Origin of the sequence: Photobacterium lutimaris (assembly GCF_003025555.1) — a bacterium.
Classification (GTDB): domain Bacteria; phylum Pseudomonadota; class Gammaproteobacteria; order Enterobacterales; family Vibrionaceae; genus Photobacterium; species Photobacterium lutimaris.
This window is the reverse complement of the sequence record NZ_PYMH01000001.1, coordinates 965,816-984,951: the sequence shown is the minus strand read 5'-3', so window position 1 is coordinate 984,951 and position 19,136 is coordinate 965,816. Positions and strand designations below refer to the sequence as shown.

Here is a 19,136-nt window from a genome sequence, read left to right as displayed (position 1 = left end):
GTTTACCATATAGGAATTTACGCTTAATTGAAAATGCAACGTTCGCAATTTTTCTACTCGCGTTGCTTAAAACCGGAGTACTCAATCCCCGCTAGCTGCGCCATCTGTTCACTCCAAGTCGCCAAATCATCTTGGTTAAATTGGTTCAGGTGATGGTGACCACATGCTCGTGCCATCACTTGCATTAATTCGGTGGATGCTGTGAAGAAGTTTGCCAGTTGGGTGGCGGCACGATTTGGATCGAGCTTTTTACGCAGTTCAGGGTTTTGAGTGGCAATGCCCGCAGGGCAGTTGTTGGTGTTGCAAATCCTGGCCCCGACGCAGCCTATGGCCTGCATTGCGCTGTTGGCAAGGGCAATCCCATCAGCGCCAAGGGCCATCGCTTTGATAAAGTCAGTAGGGGTTCGTAACCCTCCAGTAATGATTAGCGTAACCTCGCCTGACATACCTTGCTTGTCAAGGAAGTACCTTGCCCGAGCAAGGGCAGGGATAGTGGGTACACTGATATGATCACGAAAGATTTTCGGGGCAGCACCCGTTCCCCCTCCACGTCCATCGAGAATGATGTAATCGGCACCAGCTTCTAAAGCAAACCCCATATCCCTTTCTATATGATTGGCGCTGAGTTTGAAACCAATTGGGATCCCACCGGTGATCACCCTGATATTGTCGGCGAATGCCGCAAAGTCACGGGGTGTTTTGAGATCTTTAAATGTCGGAGGAGATATAGCATCGGTACCTTCTTCAAGGCATCGGGTTTTTGCAATTTTGCCTGTGTTTTTGATGGCGGGTAAATGACCGCCAGTACCGGTTTTAGCACCTTGGCCGCCTTTGAAGTGGAAGGCCTGGATTTTTTTCAGCAAACCTTCATGATAGCCAAACATGGCACTGGCCAGTTCATAAAAATAGCGGCTGTTAGCTTGCTGCTCCTCTGCGAGCATGCCGCCTTCCCCAGAGCAAATTCCGGTACCGACCAACTCCGCACCCATCGCAAGGGCGGTTTTGGCTTCTTCTGAGAGCGCACCGAAACTCATGTCTGATACAAACAGCGGTATATTGAGTACCAGCGGTTTTTTGGCCTTTGGCCCAATCACTAATTCAGTGCCGACCTTTGCATCATCCATCAGAGGCTTCTTAGCCATTTGGGCGACCATGATTTGGATATCATCCCAGTCAGGTAGTTGGTAGCGCGGCACACCCATCGCCGTCATTGCACCATGATGCCCAAGGTTTTTGAGGCCCTCGTGGGCTAGCTGATGGATAAACTCGACATTGGGCTCTTCTTTCGTGGCTTTTGCTACTGGCAGTTCATCGCTACTGGTCGCGGTGCCTGGACCTTCCTTACCTATGTCTTCGGCGTTGAACTGTTTGTGGCTACCGTCGCAAAATGGGGCGTTAGCCGTATGCTTACACGCACAGAGAAAAGCATCGCCGTCTTTTTCAGCATTGAAACTTTTTGGTTTGAAATCGGTGGTTTGATGTGAACCGTCGCAGAAAGGCTGTTTTGTAGATCGGCCACATGTGCAGAAGTAGTACGTTTGGCCTTTTTCTAATGTGACTTTTACCGGCTTGGTATCGGCAACCACAGGTTTACTCATGTAAGACTCCCCATTCACAGGCAAAGAATGTGTGCAAAGTATGGGTGAGGATAGGTGTGTTTGCATCATCCGGCATGAAGCTGAATGTGTTATGCTCAATAGGATGTTGATGAATTTTGCTTATTTCATTCAGGCGATTTAACCTTTTGTAACGGTCGACTACTTTACAGCAGGGCCATTTCACGGAACAATGAAGATGTTTACGTTTAAATAACTTTGTAAAATATTATGACGGAAAAGAAAGCTAGTCCTTTTAATGATTTGATTTTCAACGTTATCGTGCCTTCAGTCGTATTGATGAAGCTAAGTGGTGACGAATACCTTGGCTCTGTTGGCGCACTGGTTGTGGCCTTAGCTTTTCCGGTTGTACTGGGTGGCTATGAGCTGATTAAGTACAAAAAGTTTAATTTTATCTCGCTGTTGGGTTTTATCAGTGTGTTGCTTACCGGTGGTATCGGGTTGCTTCAGCTTGACCCTAAGTGGTTAGCGGTAAAAGAAGCCTTGATTCCAGGTCTTATTGGCGTTGGTGTTTTTGCTTCTACGTTCACCAAGTACCCGGTTGTGAGCAAGATGCTTTTCAACGATACCGTATTGAATCTGCCACTGATCAACGAGAAACTTAACGAGTTTGGCCGAAAGGGTGACTTTGAGCGTCGCCTGCTCACATCAAATTACCTTTTTGCCGGTACCTTCGCTTTCTCATCTGCGATGAATTACGTTTTGGCAAAAATGATTGTTACTAGCCCTTCAGGCACACAAGCCTTTAATGAAGAGCTGGGTCGCCTGACCTTGGTGAGCTATCCTGCTATTGCGATTCCATCAATGCTGATGATGATGGGGATTTTCTTTTACATGTGGCGCCAAATCCGCCAAATGACTCAATTGGAAACGGCTGAAATCCTCAAAGCCGAACAATAACGATACGTTCGGATAACAAAGCCAGCAGCAATGCTGGCTTTTTTGTGTCTAGAAATGCCCAGAGTTGGTGGAAGCGCCATTGACGTGTATAGTTCTGTCCAAATGCTTTCAGGTGAAAGCGAATTGGATTGATTGGTGCTGCTTTTTAGCAGCATAGAAATAATGAGGTACCCCATGGCACAAACAGCCCATGCGCTTCACATCTTGGTGAAGCATAAAGAACAAGCTGAAGATATTATGAAGCAGCTAAAGCAAGGTAAGAAATTCGCAGACCTTGCACGCAAACACAGTACATGCCCATCTGGTAAAAAGGGGGGTGACTTGGGTGAATTCCGTAAAGGCCAGATGGTTCCGCAATTCGAAAACGTAGTTAACGTTTTAACTCCTTAAAAACACTCCTTCCTTTCAGTTTTATTCTTTTATTCGAATTCAGATACGGTATAATTGTGGTGTAAAAGTGACCACAGAGAGTAAGCCGTGACAAACCCTTCTTCCATTCCTTGCTATATCTACAGTCGAGTTAGTTTAGAGGTTCAAGTCGAGAAGACTGGCCTAGACCGTCAGAAATCATTGGCACTAGATTGGTTATCAAAGCACCCTGAGTATCACCTCCAAGAATCTATCTCTGACGATGGGCGGTCAGCATATAAAGGCCATAACCTCACATCAGGCGCACTAGGTGATTTTATTACTCGTTGTGAGCGTGGTGAAATCCCTGAAAACGCATTGTTGCTGGTGGAAGCAATAGACCGTATTTCAAGAAGGTCTGTTGATGAGCAGCGTGAACTTTGGCGAAAGCTAAAGGAGCTAAAAATCAACATTGCTGTGGCTAAGTTCGGTGACAAGGTTTTTAAATGGGATGATAAGTTTGAGCTAGGCTACGATATCCAACTTACAGTTATGATGGATTTGGCTCACCAAGAGTCTAAACAAAAAGCTGATCGTATTAGGGCTGCTCACCAACGTAATTTTGGTAAAACCAAATCTAAGATGTGTCCATATTGGCTAAAGCTAACTGATGATAAAACTGAATATGTTGTGTTAGAGGAAAAAGCACAAGTAGTCAGGAAACTCTTCAGAATGAAACTTGATGGTATGGGGGCTGACTCAATCGTTAGGGAGTTGAGGAAGCAAGGTATCAAGACGTCATCAGGTAGATTGTTTAACGTTGCTACAGTGAGGAAATATCTGAAGAACGAACGGGTAATGGGTTGGTTGAGGAAATCATCTGTTGTTTATACAGATGATGGTAGGCAAGAACGCCATCCAACAAATCAAGTGATCAAAGATTACTACCCAGCGATTGTATCTGAAGAAGACTTTAATGCAGTGCAAATGTCATTTAGAAAAACCACTGGAGGGAAGCGGAGCAAGATAGCTAATCCTTTACGTGGTTTGATGCGTTGCCCTAAATGTGAACGGCCAATGACGCTAACAAATAAGTGGTTGCGATGTAGAGGTCGCGCTAGCTTCAAAGATTGCGACCACACTTACTTGATAGCTGAAGATATCTTTGATGCCTTTAATAGATATATGCACCTGGTAGTTGCTAAAGGATTAAAGGGTGGGGGTGTTAACTTGAGGGATATTGACTCCAAGAAGCACCAGATTGAGCAGTTGGAAACTGAGCGACTTAATGTTATCGGTACATTGCGTTACTTACCTGATGAAGCGAGTAGAGAGCAAGCAGGTAGAGAAATAGAATCAATCAACAATCAAATAGCAGACTGTAACCTAGAGCTTCAGGATTTGATGAATAAGAAGGTCAGTAATGATTTCGACTTAGACTTCGATTTTGAGTCTGAGGAAGGTAAGTTCAAGGTGAATGCTATCTTGGCTTCAATTCTTGAGAAAGTTGTATTGGATGATGATGAATGTACTATCCATTACAAGTCGGGAGATAAGATTAAGCTAAGTTATGCTGTTATGGTCGGTATCAAGAAATCATACGATAACATGAAGCCTGAACCGTGGGATGAATATGAAAATAAGTGATTATAAGTAGTTGTTAAATATGGAATTTTATCAGTTAAAACAACCACTTATTGACATCGGTTTGGGGCTTGTTTAAACGAACATTTTCTGATTTTTCCTTTATATTCAAAGGTTTAATTGAAAGGTTAACTTCAAAGCCAAAGATCTCAATACTCATTTTCTTCTTCATGCTATGCGTCTCCGATAGTGTGTTGGCTGGCTTAATTTCAGCCTTTATTTTACCACATTTGACGAATGAACTGTATAAATATCATTGATTTACATGCGTTTATGTATGTTGGCTGATTAATGAAATACCAGCCAATATTGATTGTATTCAAATACTGATACGAATAAGATGATGAGAATATCGTAAGCTACAAATATCATTATCATGGCAAGAATATCAGCTAAGGAACGTCAGGAAAAATTAGAGTTTATTAACCAAAAAATCTTTGAGTTATTTCTCAGGGAAGGATTTGGTTCACTAACATTCTATAACATTGCTGAAGAGACGGGCATCAGGCAGTCTACTTTACAGAGTTACCATAAAACACACACGATACCTGAAGCTCTAACAGGTAAGGTAGCTCCTTACTTTATGAGTAAACTAGATATGTCAAACCTCTCCGCATTTAGAGATAGTTGGATGACTGCCCTCAATGATTCAGGTTTTAGAAATATCTTGAGTTTACTCGTTGGTCATATAACGACTGCCGATAATCTTGGTGAACTCGCAGGAAAAGGTTTACTGGGTTTAATTGCAGCTATAGAGGCTGAGCTGGGGGAAGAGGGACGAAAATCTCTTAACGAGTTAATGGGTTTAAGTGTTATTGAGATTGCTCTGAGTAAAATAGACAGCACACCAAAGGGTTAAGCCCTTAAGGATACGTTAGAAAACTTCTTTCGATTCTATCTAGATCGCTTACAGTTGTTGTCGTAATCGAATCAAATAGAGGAATCAACAATGGCTATAAAACTTGTCTCACTTGAAGAAACTAACGGTCTAGCTCTTTCCATTGATGGGAAAGAGTGGGCTTCATATGGAAAGATGACGGCTGCAGAACGAAGAGAATGGCTTGGCTCAGTTGCCGAGGGTTCTGTTAAGTATGCAGGTAAACTCAGTGAGCGCCGCAAGGAAGCAATAGAGAAGTGTTTAAATGAAAGTGTGGTGTTGGTCGTATCTCAATCGAAGGCTGCTATTGAGTTAAGTGAACGAATGGTAGGCCAGTAGTGCAAAATGTGAAAAACTAGCCACCGTTCGAATGGCTAGCTTTTTCGTTTGATGGTGGGTGAACCTTAGACTTTGAAATACTTATCCTCTTGAGAAAGTTCCAAAACTATATAGTCCTTGTACTTCTCATAATCACTATCTTCTAGTTGGCTCACCAACATAGAAACCACTTGCTGACCTGACAGCTTTATCGATTCATCGAATAACTGACGTATATGTTTTATATCAACCTCGTCTATAGAGTCGTGTACAACAAACGTTGGTCTTAATAGGTCTAACGAATCAACTGCTTTGATATATGACAAGTCAAATGTGATTGCTTCAAGCCGCTTTAAACCACCATCATTGTTTGACTGAATTTCATCTACAGTAGGTTGGCAGTTACCATTTGTAATGTCTAAGTTAAGGTTGAAGTTATATTCGACACCATAGAATGTCTTGGTGTAATCTTTGAAATGCTTCTTAAACTCTGTTTCGAATGTGTGAACATTTTGAAGTTCCGCAGCCAACCTTTCAGAAAGTCTTTCTAGCTTTGCAGTTTCATCATTTATTTTACCTTCTATGCTATCTTTCTTCTCGACGATAGCATTTAACTGGATTAGCTTTTTGTTTAGCTCCCCAATAGTCTTGACAGATTCAGAGATTTCTTCAATTTTCTTCTTAGATTTTAGTTCCTGAAATAGCGAAGACTTTGTTTGTTCTAACTTCTTGAGTTTAGATGTGCTTTTAAGTAGTTGATCTTCCAGTTTCTCTAGGCCATCAGTAACAAATTCAGTTTTTGTTTCGATCAAATGATTATGAAATTTAAGAACGTTATCATAGTCATTGAGGACGGAACCTAACTTAACTGATGCATAGTTATAGATGGTTTCTAGCTCACTAAGCAGGTGATGGTTCTTGTTACCCTCAAGCAGTTCCTGAGTCTTCTTGATGTTACTCACTTTGAGCTCTAACGATAGAATCTGGTCAGATAATCTATTTTGTTCATTATCAATATCATTGATTTCATCGATAATTACGAGCTTGTCTGTATTGTTTTCGCTCAGAAGTAGAGATTTTTCTAGCTTAGTAAGTTCACGTTGCGTGCTTTTTATGGTGCTAACAATCTTGTCATCTCTAATGATGCCATTAAATGATTTGAGCTTCTTCCCATAGTTGCTGAGGAAGGTTTTAATGCTCTGGATTTTACTCAGAATCTCTGTGTCGCCAAAGTTAAACAGGTACAAGAACAATGTGTTTCTATCTGCTTGAGATATTTTAAACTTATCATCATTGAATTTGACTGTTTTTGTCATTCGATATGTATCTGTTCTCAGAAACTTAGGAGCTAACTTTCTAAGGGTAGGCTTGTCAGAATACACATTGAACATCGTATTCAAGATATGGCTGTTGTACTCTTTCTTACTCTTAACTTCGCCGTTGACATAATAAATTGAATCAGAGCTTCCTATTGCAAGGTTTCGTTTTATCTCTGTAGTACTGCCATCTAGCCCAATGTAAGAAAGGGAAGAGGTGACTATATGTTCACCCAACAACTTTTGAATACTTGGCTCAGCAGTATCAAATTCTTCATCAATGTATATAGGGTTGATCGAACCATCTAATAAGAAGTCGATAATTCGACCAGGAACCGATTTACCGATTTGGTTGCCTGATAAGTCCGAATTTCTCTCGTTCGTGATGATGTTTAGAGTGTCATTGAATTCGATTTCTCGAATTACACTTCCATCAACCTTTGTTGTTAGCTTGAGTAGTTTCATTGATGGAAACCTCATCGTTATTATGTTTGATAGCAGAAATAGCGTATAGCCAGTCTAGCGTTAGGATCATGTGGTCGATGGAGATAGATAGTTCTCTTTCCCCTAGTTTCATCAAGCGAGTAATTTTCATTTTGTGACCTCGCGATTCATGAAGATGTTTTAGTACGAATGCTCCAATGTAGACGACATTGATTTCTGGGTTAGCACCTTTAGTCAGTATCATTAGGGTTCTCCAGCACATAGCATTCAACAAAAGCGTGGGCGAGCACCACATTGACACCAACAGCCAACTGCTCTTTGGTAAAAGTGATGTTTGCAGACTTGTAGAGGAATTTGGTTAGCTGAGTTTTAACATCATCGATTATTTCGTCAGCATGTTGCTGAATCACCGCCATGTCTGGTTCCCAAACATCTATGTTGAACTTTGCTAATGCGGTTGCATACATTTCATTCAGAATCAGCAACGCTGTTTGTTTGCCATTAACAACATGCTTCTCGACTGTGCTATATGCAGATTCGATATGTGATGAATAGCTTTTGTACTGAAGCACAATACTTCTGTTTCTCTTCAGTTGGTTATGTTTAATTTTGCTGTCAACTTTGGAGGGGAATGTACGATCCTTTATGTTAACAGTGACTCGTGCCTGTGATATCTCACTAATGACGTCATTGATGATAGAGTCTACCTTGGACTCAGGAGGCTCCGCATTATTAACATCTCCGTGCACCTCTTTGATTTGGACTAATGTATCTGCCATAACCTTATTTTACCTATCTCATTGATTGAGATTGAGGTCACCATTCAATACACCTGTATTGATGTTGGTAGTGCCTTCTTGTTTGACGTCTTGCTGGTTGCCATGAGTGCTGGTGTTCTGAATGCTAATAATTTGCTGTTCCAGCTTGTAGTTATTGGCTTCAAGCTTTTCACACTTAACCTTGAACTTGTTCTTTTCGTTGCGTTGTAATAGTGAATAGATGAAACCTACAACCGTGCAAAACCAAGCAATTGCCACTGCTAGAGGGCTGGAAAACCAAGCTACCAACTCATTCATATAATTTCATGCCGTTAAAAAGCGTGATTTTATAGAGGTTTTGTAGGGTTTTCTATACGAGATATCTAGATTTGTGTTTTAAATCAAGCGTTTTGACATGATGTGTCATGATTTGGGGAAATGGGAGAGACAAAATTGCCTATTATTTGGTAGCTGTTTCGTTATGATCTAGAACGGGTAGTATTGTTGGTAAAGTTATGGGACCTGAATTCTGGGCAAGGTAATCACCATATCCACAACACTTGGATTGCTACCAATAAATACACCAATCTAGTTCTCTGGCGTGTGCATTATGGCGTTCCCAAGGAATCTTAAACGGTTGTTCGCACCATAGTTTAGACAAGATAGTGCAGCGTATACCACCACAGGTTCAAGTTTTTAGTGACCTCCATTACCACCCAAACTTAACATCAATTGTACCGTTACTGGCTAGAATCGAAATGAATATCCTTCTGGACTACAGCACTATTTCTTCAGCCAACTTATCATGAACTTCTTGATTGATACCTATGTAGCGCAGTGTTTCCCTTTCGGATGAGTGGTTTAGCATATCCATGACCAGGCCAATATCCTTCGTCTGGTTGTATACATGATAGCCTCTGGTCTTCCTCATCGAGTGAGTTCCCATATGGACACCAACTATCTCACCGACCGCAGATAGTGAGTTGTATACGCTTGTTTTAGATAGTGGGCGAGTCATTGACTTAGCTCGGTTACTGCTGCTTTGGAATAGGTAGACATGATTAGGGTTCTCTGTACGACGCCTAGCAACGATATCCATCAACTTAGGCACTAACTTGATATCCTTATACTTGCGCGTCTTCTTCTCTTTCAGTGCAATCCTATCGTTCCTTATATCTTCATACTTGATAGATAGGATGTCTGATACACGAAGGGCAGTATTGATACCGAACTCCCAAACGTCTGTGTACATCTGACCATGATGTTTGGTGAGCAGCTTCTTGACCAATGCGATATCAGTTGGGTCTTTTACTGGCTGAACTACTGACTTCATCTTCTAGACTCCTAATTACGATATTTCTTACAAGCCTCATTTATGCCAAATAGGGCTACCTAGAATAAACGCAACCACGATAAAACCCGACTTGGCTAAATAACATAACTACGTTTTAGCAATTAGAACTATTATGTATGGGAAGGAGAGCTAACGAAATGAGTTGTTGGTTAGAGAATGGATAACATCATTGAGTACAAAATTAGTGATACGAAACTATATGATAAACTGATACTTTGAATGATGTTAAATAACACAATGATCAAAGCAGGACGGTATTTGTCCGCCCTGCAATTGATGGTTTTCTAAGACACCACTAGTCGTCTAGTAATGGCTGGAAGGCTATTTGTTTAATATGTTGATCATATTCAGAGAAGAATTTGTCATGCTCACCGCGCTCGTAGTAAAGCTCTGCGGTCTCAGCGGCTTTGTAGACATTGAACGATGTAATACCGAGCGCGTGCTGATTTAAACAATTTCCAAGACGAACATTAGACCCTGTATTGTGTTTCAATTGTTTACGTGCAGTCGGAGATAAGTATCCGTATGCAAGCCTTTTCAAATCATTCATGACAGGGGCATTTTTCTTGTAGCGGTCACCATCTTTAATATCATGATCCTTTCCGCGCAGCCTCGCAAACGTCTTATATACTTCTTCACTGAAGAGTTTTTGAGGACGAATTGTCGCCTTCGGTTTCCCGTACAAGCAGACTTCTTCTTCAGGAGTTAGGTTACTTACATCGAAAATTGCCCTGAATTTTAGCGCTATTGATTCTTTGTTCATCTGAGCATTTAACTTTTGCATCAGAATAGCTGTTTCGATTTGAGATTTAACTCGTAATTGATCTGACCGCAATCCAAAATCGTGCATTAGACAAATAGTACTCATTGCCGAAATGTCTAAAACAGTAACGTTTTTACCAGTGCGCGGATTTCGAATTCTCACCTCCTTGCTCAGCACCTCTCGTTCTTCGTCAGAGAGTAATTTCGCTGCGTGGCTTGGAATGATTTCACGAATTTTTACACCCTCAGGGTGAGCCTGCTCTAACTTTGGCGAGAACCTAGTTACATTGTCATCATACATGTAGAGGTGGTGACCATTTCGATGATAGCCAAGCAATTCTTCAAGTAATTGTTTAATTCCCAGATAAATCTGCCCAGTCTCAAGATCCGCATACGTTGGTAGTATAAACGTACATTCGCCACGTTTATCAAAATATTGCGACATATCAACACCATACCGTTCTCGGTAACCATCCAACTCACGTTGGCTAGCGTACAATGAGTATTGCAATTCTTCAGTTACAATCATCTACAAACTCCAAATTTAAAGTTTTCTATTTTTCTTAAAAACTACAGACGTAGATTTAGAAAAACATATAAATAACATCGTTAATAAATGAACAAATTCTGTGTCAAGGAATTTGTTAGGGGCGCAATAAAAACAAATTAATTCAGAGGATTAAAGGAAAATTTAGTGTTGATATATTGTTAATTAAATTATCAATTGACTTTTATGATGATGAATATACTATTCATCTATCATTAGACAGAGATCCGCCCAAAATATTTAACATTAACATAAAGTTAACTTGCTATCGTCTTGTTTATCAATAACAAGTAGCACATAGAGCCCCCAGAGCTACTAACTCCTGCATTCATGATCTAGATCAAGCGTATTGTATTTTTTAGCTATCCCAGAAGGCCAAGCCACAAGGTCATTGGTGCTGTTATCAGAGTGAGTGATACCTGTTGAGATAGGTATGACGATGAAGATCTTGTAACGTGGGTTCTTCTGTACGAATTATGGTGGGTATGTTGGTGATAGCCTTAAATAGATAAAATAGAAGAGCAATAGGATAAAAAACGAACCAAAAATAAGTTCTTTCTAGAGGGTAGGTATGTCTCATGGAATGTAGTCATTTTCTCTCTATTCCAAATGAATACTCCTTTCGCCTTGATCTAGTCGCGGTACAATAAATGTACGCTAAGGGTGATAGTTGTTGGAGGGTAAGTAGAGAGTATGGTGTGATGAGTTACTATAGGATTATGGGATGGTGCCCCTGAACAGCCTTTTAAGTCTTCTTGGAAGCGGGTCAGTACATCTACGATAGAACAGAAGGATTTTATTGGTAGCGCTCCACGTAGTGTGCACTCCTCGTTTTCTCTGCCTTTCGTTACCTGACTATACCTTCAATGATACCTACACTAGACAGAAACGAAACATCTATCCATCTGAGATAGATAGATACTTTTGTTTCGCCGTGAGTTTATAGCGAGTATGGTTGAATTGAGTATTAGCTCATACCTACAGAGCTGTTTTCTATCTCATGGGTTTGTATGTTACTTCACCTCTAACTATAAAAATCTCCGGAAATCCTATTTTCTGCGTTCGGATTTTGATGTGCTTTAACCCTCATCACTGTCATCTTCAATCTCTTCATTGACATCCTCACCACAGACCTGACACTCCTTTTGTAAGTTGTAGTCCCACACGATGATATGATCGCAGTGAGGGCAGAAGTCACCCATTGTATTCATAGCCAAATACCTTTAGTTGCTTAGTTGATGAAGCAATCATACTTAGTGCTGTGCAATGCGAAACATCAGTCTGAACGTTGTTCTCATTAACACCTGATAGGGTTCTCAATTATCTAATAGTTATTGTGTTTTGGTGTCTAGTCTATTCAGGCCAATGACTCTCTAGTTCATACCCGCATAACACAATTCTATACTCCATAGGCGAAACACTATGGAAACGGAGTTAATCTACACTAGCTATGAATCTATTAAAATTGAACTATTTCAGCAATATCAACAGCTTGCTTTGAAGCGGGTAATATCTATTCGTGCAGCCCTATGGATGTATAAACATTTTCCTTAGAACAGATTTTGAATAGTAATTGTGTTTAATCAGCCACCTAAATGTAGTCCCTCTAGTGGCTCGAATTGAAAATAGACACTATATAGAGGTGAATATACCTCTTTCGAGTGGTGGAATTGTGAAGTAACAACACAAGAAAAAGGATGATGAGAGATATTACTGTCAAATAGAGCTAATTGATGACCATATACAATGAGTATTGAACAGCTATTGAATTGAGTGATTATTACAATATGAATTGAGAGGGTTGAATGAGCGTTGATGCCTTATAAATAGAGGTATTTAGAAGAACAAGCAGAGCAGTATATTGATGGTGTGTTGAGGGTATTTAGATATGTACAAATTCGTTTAAATTTGGGTCTTGCTATACGTGTTCTATGGAAATTGGGGGGGAGGAAAGTTCACAATGTGGTCATCTAGAGAAACGATTGAGTAACCATGAAGTGATGTGTGAATTACGTGGAGAAGGAATGGAACGTTATATCAATAACTCTGAAAATTGTGTTTTAATTTGATATTGCATAGATAATAGAATCTTCGGGTGTTGTTTTCCCGTGGATGTTAAACATGGGGCTGTACATGAGTTGATTGATGGGAGCGCACTTGAAGTTAGTAGGAGAGTGTGAGAGAGCAGGAAAGAAGAAGAGGTGAAGGTGCAAAACACGTTTTTATTTTTGTCTTGGTAGGAAAATGTGGTAACTGGCGAATCTGGATGTGACTCCCAGAATTTAATGGGGAGTGGGAATAGCGGTATAACAGTGTCCAGAATGAAGCCGTCTAATAATGAACTATGAGTTGGCGCTCTACTTTACTACTCACAACTCTACTTATCATATTCGCTGTTTTCATTTTAAACATACTTAAAAGCTAGTGAACCGTTATATGGCTGATTGGTTAGTACTATCATTCATTGCTAATACTTGAACAAAGTCCAGCTATCATCGGGGGTATGGTTTAGTTATTTACTAAGGTTATCACCCATCACCAATACTATATTGTTAGTAAATAGAGATACTGGGTTGATATCAATAGAGGTGGATCAGTGTGTCTCCAATGCAAACATTTAATTAAAATGCTTTATAACTATGACATATAAGGGATGGGGGGAATTAATTTAGGTTGGAACAATGAATGACCCGTAAACCCCTAGGATTATACTAAAAAGGCCAAACGACTGTTCGTTATGGTTACAAAGGTAAGGTATTGCCGAATGTTTGAGGGTTATAGCTAAAATAGCCAAGAATCACCCCGCAAGAGTATGCTATAGCATAATGGTGACTCTCAGCTATTTAGTTAGAAATTATACTTTATGGATACGAATATCGAATTCATTGTTATCAAAACAGTGACAATGCTGAAGTGTTTGGTTGCGTAGGCTCAGGCAGCTCCATTTCTATTGTGCGCTGCACCACTTCAAATATACCAATACGGTTGGAATCACCTTTGATGAGCTGAAGGAGACGCTTTTTACCCAAGTGCATGAATGTAGTTAGAACAGTATCAATCTCGATACCTACATCAAGGGTATGGTCACGGTAGAATCCATTCGTATCTTCTTCATCTTCCGTGTAGTGAATACGGATGGTTATTGGTAGATACTGGTCTATTTGACGCTTACTTTTGCGTTCTACTTGATTACGACTCTTCTTCAAAGCTTCATTCTCCTCATTAAAATACAACAACGCCCACAACTGAAACAGCTATGGGCGTTTACAATAGTTTGCCTAGAACGTCAGTAATTAGATAGGAACAGTTAGTCTGAAATCTAGTTTTCCAAGTCCGTAAGAATGTTATCTAATGCTGAATCCTTGACGATACCTGAGTCCTCATCCATAGGTTTGGCCTCTTCTTTGCGTTGTATCACTGCTTCACGAGAGTGCTGATAGGGTAGTAGCTTGAGAGCTAATTTTTCCATATGCTCTAGTTCTTCAGCAGATAGCCGTTCACCAGCTTCTAATCTTGTTTGGTAATCACCTAGAATAGTAGCGAGAGCTCCCAAGGGGTCAGCACCGTACGAATTGAGCAACTCCTTCGCTTTCTTTTGTTCTTTTGGGGTGAGTATAATTTCCCCGTCAGTATCTTTTCTATTTGTCATATTGTTCCTTATTCTTCTAAATCTTCACAGAGGATGTCATCCAGTGCTGAACCTTTAATGATTCCATCTTCATCAGCGTTATTTGAGGATTCAATGATTTGCTTGGTTGGCTCGTTTAACATTTTCTGTAGTTTAACCATTCGCTCAGGGATCGCCTGATACTCCTTCCACTCGTTATCTGATAGTTCACCAGTCTCAGATAGCTTCTTTTCTAGTGCTTCTTCTCGTTTCATTAGTGGTGTTAACGGATCTCGTTTGCGTGAGGTGTATATTTCCTTCACAGTCATGGTTTGACGCGTCTTACCATTTGGTACGCCTTTTCGTGAGCCCTTTTTGCCAGCTTTGGACGCACGAGGATCGCCCTTGCTGAACAGCCAAGGCTTGTCTTTGTTGCCTGACATACAGACTCCTAATTATGTTGTGTTTGGTATTGAATTGAGGTCTAACTACAGCTAATAAAATCAGTGAGTTAAAACCAGTTAAAATCGTGTTTAGACATAGGTATGGATAATGATGAAATTAGGTACTTAGACGCTTCTTGTCTTCAGCATGTGTTTTAGCTTCCAATGCCTGCTCCATACGTAAAGCTTCTTGGTATGTTTTTCCAACACGGTCTCTGGTGGCTTGCATATTACGACGACGAAGTTCATTAGCTCCTGCTGGTTCTTTGTCATGAGGAGCTATGTTCTTCATGTGATCAACGTAGTCGGGGCTGAGGTCAGCATTTAACACTCCCATTATTCAACTTCCTTTTGATGCATTGAAACCAACCCACCAATAAACTCATCTAATAGCTGTGCGGATTCTTCGGGTGTAGCACCATCTTCAACGATAGGGATTGGTTCACCTGCCTGTTCCATACCATCACCAAAATCAGCAAATAGAGTTACGAGAGGAAATGAAGAGATATTGATTGAGTAGAGATCCTTGTAATCCATCAAATCAGGGTTAGTGTCATTCTGAATAAAGCCGTGTTTATGAAATGCCGGCATCAGGTAATTTTTCAAATCGAGCTCCTTTGATTGTGTTCGTTTTCGTGAGCATTGAAGAGTGAAGCCAATAGCTAATGTAAGCAGCACAAGTACAGCCACCAGGATAGTTAGGACAATAGTGATAGAAGGCATAGTTGTTCCTTTCTTTTTGTCAGTTTTAAGGAAATACAGAAAGGGTATGGTTGTTACCCTAGCGGCTGTATCAGTCGGTAGTTAGAGCCCTTAGATTCTTCTATAGAGCTAATTAGCAGGCTTGCTTTAGCGAGAGCGTAATGATTTCATTTAGTGGAAGGTTTACATCAATACCGAAGATGCTCGTTAGACGTTTAAACTCAGTATCAAACTCTTCTTCGTTTGTTCCATTTGATGAGAGCCTGATGATCTCTGTTAATGCAGCACTATCGATATCAACGTTGAAAACGTTAGCAAGGCGTTCAAACTCAGCGTTGAACTTGCTGATATCAAATGACGGTTGGTCTTCAACGATGGTTGGCTTTTCTGGGACCAACTCAATTACAGGTGGCTTACCACCCAGAACGCTAAAGTCTAACCCTCCAATATTTTGATCTTCAGGCTTATCACCAACAGTAGATGTAGTCTTGATAGCTACGTGCTTGAAGGAGTCTTCTGGGATAGCTTTCTTCTTTTCAGTGCGTTCTAGTTTCTTAGCTTGCTTCCAACGTTCGATTTGTTCTTCATGATCTTTTGCTGGGCGACAGAATTTAGATGCACCTGAGTAGTCTCTAGCAGCACTCCAACAAAGCGGATAGCCACTGATTGATGGGATATGCGATTTCATGAGTTGGATTAACTCATACTCATGCTGTGATTTAAACAACCGTAGTGATGAATGGACCATGCTGAAAATAGAAGAGTCAGGGACGACCGTTGTATCCTTTGACTGGATTTGGTCAATGATGAAGTTACGGAGTGATAGAAGATTATCTAATGAACCAGCTTCTTGTTGTGTAATTGTGTCTAGCACCGTTACGGCGATTCCGTTTACTTCGTGGTACTGAAATATTTTTCCATCTGGGTTTGGGGTGACTGCTAAGTAAATAGCGGTTGCGTTCCCTGATTGCAGTTTGAGCAGGGATAGTGTTTGTTCAGATAACATAGTGTTTCCTTTCTATTTAGGTTGCCTACCAGAATGCCCCATCACACAACCCACAAACTCTCGATAAAGGAAACGAGGGTAGTGTGCAATCTGATAGACAAGCTGAATAGGAGAGTTGATTAGATACCCTTTGGGATAGGGTTTTATATTTTTAGACTGGTGATAACCTCGCTGCGCTCGATCATCCCGTTGGGTTTGTGAACATGCTGCTTTACCCTCAACAAACTCAACCAACATAAACGTTAGTTAATAGAACTTCACATGAAGCGAGGTACGAGCTTTATGTGTCTATTGACCGAGTGTGATTTATGGGATGCTCTGCAAGGAACGCAGCAGACATCACATGGATTACGCGAGAAGTTTTATAACTGATAGGAGAGCGTCGTACCGTTCGACGATATTTGATCACCCTAATCTAGCTTATGAATACGGTCTTGAACGCATACGCTAAGAGGTAGGGCGTGCGCCTCTTGCGCCTTCGGCACGCGTTGATGTGAGTAGAAGATAGAGCGTTCGCGTTTTGGTTGCTAGCTTTGGTGCGATAGCAAACGTTAGTAACGGTTCACGAATTACGGTCAGTTAAATTCACTACTTTGTAAGTTGCGTTTTTGAACGGCTCATTCGTGCTAAATACTTATTGCAAAAGTGTTTCATGTCAAAGTAAAGGCGCTTTTGCGGATGTTTCTGAGCACGTTTCGTCAACCGCAAAAGCGCCCTTGTAAAAACGCAAAAGCGCCATTAGCTTTCAACTTCATCGGTGAAAATGTATGGTCCAATCATCACGATTCTCACTGTTCTACCTGATTGGGTGTACTCTACAACCATAGTATCTTGAATGAATGCTCCTCTTGGCGATTCTTTGAATCCACCAATTCTGATTTCACACTTGTCGTGCTTACCTGTTCTGTCCTTGTTGCGGTCTATCTGTTGTTTAAGGAACGAGAAGAAATCTTTGAACTTCTTCGACTTCAGATTCAATAACATCTTCTTGTCATTGAATGTCTTCCATTTAGCAGTGCTGAAGAAGTATGATTCTTCCAACCCCATAAGGTCTGGCATCGTCATCTTCTTCTGGCTGAAATCTAGTGGAATGAATGTTACACCATGTTTGGAAACTAGCTTCTTCTCGAATGGGTTCATTAACCTCATAGCTTCCATTATTTTGGATTGTAACGATGCCTCTTCATCTAAGAGGTCTTCTAGGTCATATGCGTGAATCATACCTTGCCCCGATTTGAGTTGTCTTTGAACTTCAGTTCGTTTATTCCGATTAGACTTCACGAACTCAATCAACTTGCGATTACTTATTCTTGCGTTTGTGGCGCTTTTCGACATGACGTCTTTCCTTACGGGTTAGACCCGAAGTTAGCTCATTACGAGCCTCATCGCGTGTTTCAGCGACGGTGTTATTAATAATTATCTGAATTTCTTCTTCAGATAGACCTTGGCGTTTTAGCTCTCGTCTGAGTGAACGCCTTTCTCTGGATGTCATTATCAAGCCTCCAATCCTTCAAGTCTTTCCATCTCTTTCTGGATACGAGCTTTGTGTGCCATTCGCCGTTTTAGAACAGCTTCCCTTCGGTAGTGAAGAAGTTGTTCTTCAGTTGTACTCATGCCAATTGTTCCGTTTGCTTCTAACTCACGTCGATAGTTAGTCCATGCTGAACGGTCTTGGCGAGATAGTTTTCCAGTTATTGGGTCTTTGACTTTTCTAGGCATTATATTGCCTCCTTTTGATTATATTGTTGGCGGGGTACACAATTAAATATCCTTCCCTAATAGAGTTCCGTTTTGAGGTTTCTCCTCCCTTATACGGAAGGGTTATTGATTCTTACTCCTTACCCTATTGGTTAACCATTATCGGGTTTCTCCTCCCTATTAGGTATACATTACCAAAATGTCTATTTTCTTCAGGTACTTAGAACATTCTTTCGAGAGGGTGCGAATTACGTAACAATATGCTGGTTATAAACACAGGGGTTTAAAATGATACCAGTCAAACACATAACTGTGTCGCACTTCATACATGAGCCTTCCGATAGGGAGTCAATGCGCACCAGCAAAGAGGCTATCAACACTATTGGGAAGTCTGCTGTTCTATATGAGCAGAACCTTTACAATTTCCTAGGTAAGCATTGTGAGGGTTACAAGGGGGGGAAATTTTATTGGACGCGAATCCAAGGTTGTTTCTACCTGATCAGCTACGATGAAGAAACCACAGTTAGATTATCGGGGAACTATTTAGATACTGAGCTGCCACTCAGCTATGCAGTACTTTACGCAAATCTGATGCTGACTAACCAGTTATGCCATTACTACTATGAGAAGTCGGAAGAGCTTTGTGCGTATTGGTCAACAGCATTCCACCTGATGCGAGGGCACTGCCTAGATGCATGGGAAGAAGGGAAGGCTGAAGAGCTGTTCATGCAGAATATTTTTATACTGATAGATTAGACTACTGTTTAACCCATCCATGCTTGGTGCTAACATAATA

24 protein-coding genes are annotated in these 19,136 nt (G+C 40.8%); 6 read left to right on the top strand and 18 right to left on the bottom strand.

Features of this window, described 5'->3' with window-relative positions; all coding sequences use genetic code 11:
• Positions 1–53: 53 nt before the first annotated feature.
• Positions 54–1,598, bottom strand: coding sequence for a glutamate synthase-related protein (locus C9I99_RS04300; RefSeq protein ID WP_107347582.1), 1,545 nt, complete (start codon positions 1,596–1,598; stop codon positions 54–56).
• A gap of 228 nt (positions 1,599–1,826) precedes the next feature.
• Between C9I99_RS04300 and C9I99_RS04295 the strand changes: the two genes are divergently transcribed.
• The 3 genes from C9I99_RS04295 (at position 1,827) to C9I99_RS04285 (ending at position 4,511) form a co-directional block, all read left to right on the top strand.
• Entirely contained in the window at positions 1,827–2,516 is a 690-nt protein-coding gene (locus tag C9I99_RS04295) for a VC0807 family protein (RefSeq protein WP_107347581.1), read from the top strand.
• A 174-nt stretch (positions 2,517–2,690) separates the two neighbouring features.
• Entirely contained in the window at positions 2,691–2,906 is a 216-nt protein-coding gene (locus C9I99_RS04290) for a peptidylprolyl isomerase (protein ID WP_107347580.1), read from the top strand.
• 87 nt (positions 2,907–2,993) lie between these two features.
• Positions 2,994–4,511, top strand: a complete 1,518-nt coding sequence (locus tag C9I99_RS04285; protein WP_107347579.1) for a recombinase family protein — start codon at positions 2,994–2,996, stop codon at positions 4,509–4,511.
• 34 nt (positions 4,512–4,545) lie between these two features.
• Here C9I99_RS04285 and C9I99_RS27520 read toward each other — a convergent pair whose 3' ends face one another.
• Positions 4,546–4,680 carry a hypothetical protein gene (locus C9I99_RS27520; protein WP_275937926.1) on the bottom strand — a complete coding sequence of 45 codons (135 nt, stop codon included), beginning with the start codon at positions 4,678–4,680 and terminating at the stop codon, positions 4,546–4,548.
• 204 nt (positions 4,681–4,884) lie between these two features.
• Between C9I99_RS27520 and C9I99_RS04280 the strand changes: the two genes are divergently transcribed.
• On the top strand, positions 4,885–5,367 hold the full coding sequence (locus C9I99_RS04280; protein WP_107347578.1) for a hypothetical protein: 483 nt from the start codon (positions 4,885–4,887) through the stop codon (positions 5,365–5,367).
• Between the two features lie 90 nt (positions 5,368–5,457).
• The gene (locus C9I99_RS04275) at positions 5,458–5,724 is read left to right on the top strand and encodes a hypothetical protein (RefSeq protein ID WP_107347577.1); all 267 of its coding nucleotides are present in this window, start codon (positions 5,458–5,460) and stop codon (positions 5,722–5,724) included.
• A gap of 65 nt (positions 5,725–5,789) precedes the next feature.
• Here the strand turns inward: C9I99_RS04275 and C9I99_RS04270 are convergent, their stop codons facing one another.
• The 16 genes from C9I99_RS04270 to C9I99_RS04205 form a co-directional block, all read right to left on the bottom strand.
• Positions 5,790–7,484, bottom strand: a complete 1,695-nt coding sequence (locus C9I99_RS04270) for a DUF2326 domain-containing protein (protein ID WP_107347576.1) — start codon at positions 7,482–7,484, stop codon at positions 5,790–5,792.
• A complete protein-coding gene (locus C9I99_RS04265) occupies positions 7,453–7,707 on the bottom strand; it encodes an ABC-three component system middle component 6 (RefSeq protein ID WP_107347575.1) in 255 nt (84 codons plus the stop codon). The genes C9I99_RS04270 and C9I99_RS04265 overlap by 32 nt, the downstream gene beginning before the upstream one ends.
• Positions 7,694–8,242 (bottom strand): ABC-three component system protein, encoded by a 549-nt coding sequence (locus C9I99_RS04260; RefSeq protein WP_107347574.1) that lies wholly within the window; start codon positions 8,240–8,242, stop codon positions 7,694–7,696. The genes C9I99_RS04265 and C9I99_RS04260 overlap by 14 nt, the downstream gene beginning before the upstream one ends.
• Positions 8,243–8,260: 18 nt before the next feature.
• Positions 8,261–8,539: a hypothetical protein gene (locus C9I99_RS04255; RefSeq protein ID WP_107347573.1), complete on the bottom strand. Its 279-nt coding sequence runs from the start codon at positions 8,537–8,539 to the stop codon at positions 8,261–8,263.
• 457 nt (positions 8,540–8,996) lie between these two features.
• Complete coding sequence (locus C9I99_RS04250; RefSeq protein WP_107347572.1) at positions 8,997–9,554, bottom strand: tyrosine-type recombinase/integrase; 558 nt, start codon at positions 9,552–9,554, stop codon at positions 8,997–8,999.
• A 316-nt stretch (positions 9,555–9,870) separates the two neighbouring features.
• The gene (locus C9I99_RS04245; RefSeq protein WP_107347571.1) at positions 9,871–10,866 is read right to left on the bottom strand and encodes a hypothetical protein; all 996 of its coding nucleotides are present in this window, start codon (positions 10,864–10,866) and stop codon (positions 9,871–9,873) included.
• A gap of 1,097 nt (positions 10,867–11,963) precedes the next feature.
• Complete coding sequence (locus C9I99_RS27515; protein ID WP_275937927.1) at positions 11,964–12,095, bottom strand: hypothetical protein; 132 nt, start codon at positions 12,093–12,095, stop codon at positions 11,964–11,966.
• Positions 12,096–13,775: 1,680 nt separating this feature from the next.
• Positions 13,776–14,090 (bottom strand): hypothetical protein, encoded by a 315-nt coding sequence (locus C9I99_RS04240; RefSeq protein ID WP_107347570.1) that lies wholly within the window; start codon positions 14,088–14,090, stop codon positions 13,776–13,778.
• 113 nt (positions 14,091–14,203) lie between these two features.
• A complete protein-coding gene (locus C9I99_RS04235) occupies positions 14,204–14,533 on the bottom strand; it encodes a hypothetical protein (protein ID WP_107347569.1) in 330 nt (109 codons plus the stop codon).
• Between the two features lie 8 nt (positions 14,534–14,541).
• Positions 14,542–14,934, bottom strand: a complete 393-nt coding sequence (locus tag C9I99_RS04230) for a hypothetical protein (protein ID WP_107347568.1) — start codon at positions 14,932–14,934, stop codon at positions 14,542–14,544.
• Between the two features lie 118 nt (positions 14,935–15,052).
• Complete coding sequence (locus C9I99_RS04225) at positions 15,053–15,271, bottom strand: hypothetical protein (protein WP_107347567.1); 219 nt, start codon at positions 15,269–15,271, stop codon at positions 15,053–15,055.
• Positions 15,271–15,657 carry a hypothetical protein gene (locus C9I99_RS04220; RefSeq protein ID WP_107347566.1) on the bottom strand — a complete coding sequence of 129 codons (387 nt, stop codon included), beginning with the start codon at positions 15,655–15,657 and terminating at the stop codon, positions 15,271–15,273. The genes C9I99_RS04225 and C9I99_RS04220 overlap by 1 nt, the downstream gene beginning before the upstream one ends.
• Positions 15,658–15,769: 112 nt before the next feature.
• Positions 15,770–16,642, bottom strand: a complete 873-nt coding sequence (locus C9I99_RS04215; protein ID WP_107347565.1) for a hypothetical protein — start codon at positions 16,640–16,642, stop codon at positions 15,770–15,772.
• 738 nt (positions 16,643–17,380) lie between these two features.
• Complete coding sequence (locus tag C9I99_RS04210; protein WP_133638242.1) at positions 17,381–17,863, bottom strand: hypothetical protein; 483 nt, start codon at positions 17,861–17,863, stop codon at positions 17,381–17,383.
• 79 nt (positions 17,864–17,942) lie between these two features.
• Entirely contained in the window at positions 17,943–18,134 is a 192-nt protein-coding gene (locus C9I99_RS26990) for a hypothetical protein (RefSeq protein ID WP_133638243.1), read from the bottom strand.
• 2 nt (positions 18,135–18,136) lie between these two features.
• Positions 18,137–18,361 carry a hypothetical protein gene (locus tag C9I99_RS04205; protein WP_107347563.1) on the bottom strand — a complete coding sequence of 75 codons (225 nt, stop codon included), beginning with the start codon at positions 18,359–18,361 and terminating at the stop codon, positions 18,137–18,139.
• 330 nt (positions 18,362–18,691) lie between these two features.
• On the opposite strand from C9I99_RS04205, the gene C9I99_RS04200 reads away from it, so the two are divergent.
• The gene (locus C9I99_RS04200; RefSeq protein ID WP_107347562.1) at positions 18,692–19,096 is read left to right on the top strand and encodes a hypothetical protein; all 405 of its coding nucleotides are present in this window, start codon (positions 18,692–18,694) and stop codon (positions 19,094–19,096) included.
• Positions 19,097–19,136 lie beyond the last annotated feature (40 nt).

Excerpts from the sequence above, each read along its gene's own strand:
- C9I99_RS04300 (WP_107347582.1), bottom strand. The coding sequence starts at position 1,598 with ATGAGTAAACCTGTGGTTGCCGATACCAAGCCGGTAAAAGTCACATTA.
- C9I99_RS04295 (WP_107347581.1), top strand. The coding sequence starts at position 1,827 with ATGACGGAAAAGAAAGCTAGTCCTTTTAATGATTTGATTTTCAACGTT.
- C9I99_RS04290 (WP_107347580.1), top strand. The coding sequence starts at position 2,691 with ATGGCACAAACAGCCCATGCGCTTCACATCTTGGTGAAGCATAAAGAA.
- C9I99_RS27520 (WP_275937926.1), bottom strand. The coding sequence starts at position 4,680 with ATGAAGAAGAAAATGAGTATTGAGATCTTTGGCTTTGAAGTTAACCTT.
- C9I99_RS04280 (WP_107347578.1), top strand. The coding sequence starts at position 4,885 with ATGGCAAGAATATCAGCTAAGGAACGTCAGGAAAAATTAGAGTTTATT.
- C9I99_RS04275 (WP_107347577.1), top strand. The coding sequence starts at position 5,458 with ATGGCTATAAAACTTGTCTCACTTGAAGAAACTAACGGTCTAGCTCTT.
- C9I99_RS04270 (WP_107347576.1), bottom strand. The coding sequence starts at position 7,484 with ATGAAACTACTCAAGCTAACAACAAAGGTTGATGGAAGTGTAATTCGA.
- C9I99_RS04265 (WP_107347575.1), bottom strand. The coding sequence starts at position 7,707 with ATGATACTGACTAAAGGTGCTAACCCAGAAATCAATGTCGTCTACATT.
- C9I99_RS04260 (WP_107347574.1), bottom strand. The coding sequence starts at position 8,242 with ATGGCAGATACATTAGTCCAAATCAAAGAGGTGCACGGAGATGTTAAT.
- C9I99_RS04255 (WP_107347573.1), bottom strand. The coding sequence starts at position 8,539 with ATGAATGAGTTGGTAGCTTGGTTTTCCAGCCCTCTAGCAGTGGCAATT.
- C9I99_RS04250 (WP_107347572.1), bottom strand. The coding sequence starts at position 9,554 with ATGAAGTCAGTAGTTCAGCCAGTAAAAGACCCAACTGATATCGCATTG.
- C9I99_RS04245 (WP_107347571.1), bottom strand. The coding sequence starts at position 10,866 with ATGATTGTAACTGAAGAATTGCAATACTCATTGTACGCTAGCCAACGT.
- C9I99_RS27515 (WP_275937927.1), bottom strand. The coding sequence starts at position 12,095 with ATGAATACAATGGGTGACTTCTGCCCTCACTGCGATCATATCATCGTG.
- C9I99_RS04235 (WP_107347569.1), bottom strand. The coding sequence starts at position 14,533 with ATGACAAATAGAAAAGATACTGACGGGGAAATTATACTCACCCCAAAA.
- C9I99_RS04230 (WP_107347568.1), bottom strand. The coding sequence starts at position 14,934 with ATGTCAGGCAACAAAGACAAGCCTTGGCTGTTCAGCAAGGGCGATCCT.
- C9I99_RS04225 (WP_107347567.1), bottom strand. The coding sequence starts at position 15,271 with ATGGGAGTGTTAAATGCTGACCTCAGCCCCGACTACGTTGATCACATG.
- C9I99_RS04220 (WP_107347566.1), bottom strand. The coding sequence starts at position 15,657 with ATGCCTTCTATCACTATTGTCCTAACTATCCTGGTGGCTGTACTTGTG.
- C9I99_RS04215 (WP_107347565.1), bottom strand. The coding sequence starts at position 16,642 with ATGTTATCTGAACAAACACTATCCCTGCTCAAACTGCAATCAGGGAAC.
- C9I99_RS04210 (WP_133638242.1), bottom strand. The coding sequence starts at position 17,863 with ATGATTCACGCATATGACCTAGAAGACCTCTTAGATGAAGAGGCATCG.
- C9I99_RS26990 (WP_133638243.1), bottom strand. The coding sequence starts at position 18,134 with ATGACATCCAGAGAAAGGCGTTCACTCAGACGAGAGCTAAAACGCCAA.
- C9I99_RS04205 (WP_107347563.1), bottom strand. The coding sequence starts at position 18,361 with ATGCCTAGAAAAGTCAAAGACCCAATAACTGGAAAACTATCTCGCCAA.
- C9I99_RS04200 (WP_107347562.1), top strand. The coding sequence starts at position 18,692 with ATGCGCACCAGCAAAGAGGCTATCAACACTATTGGGAAGTCTGCTGTT.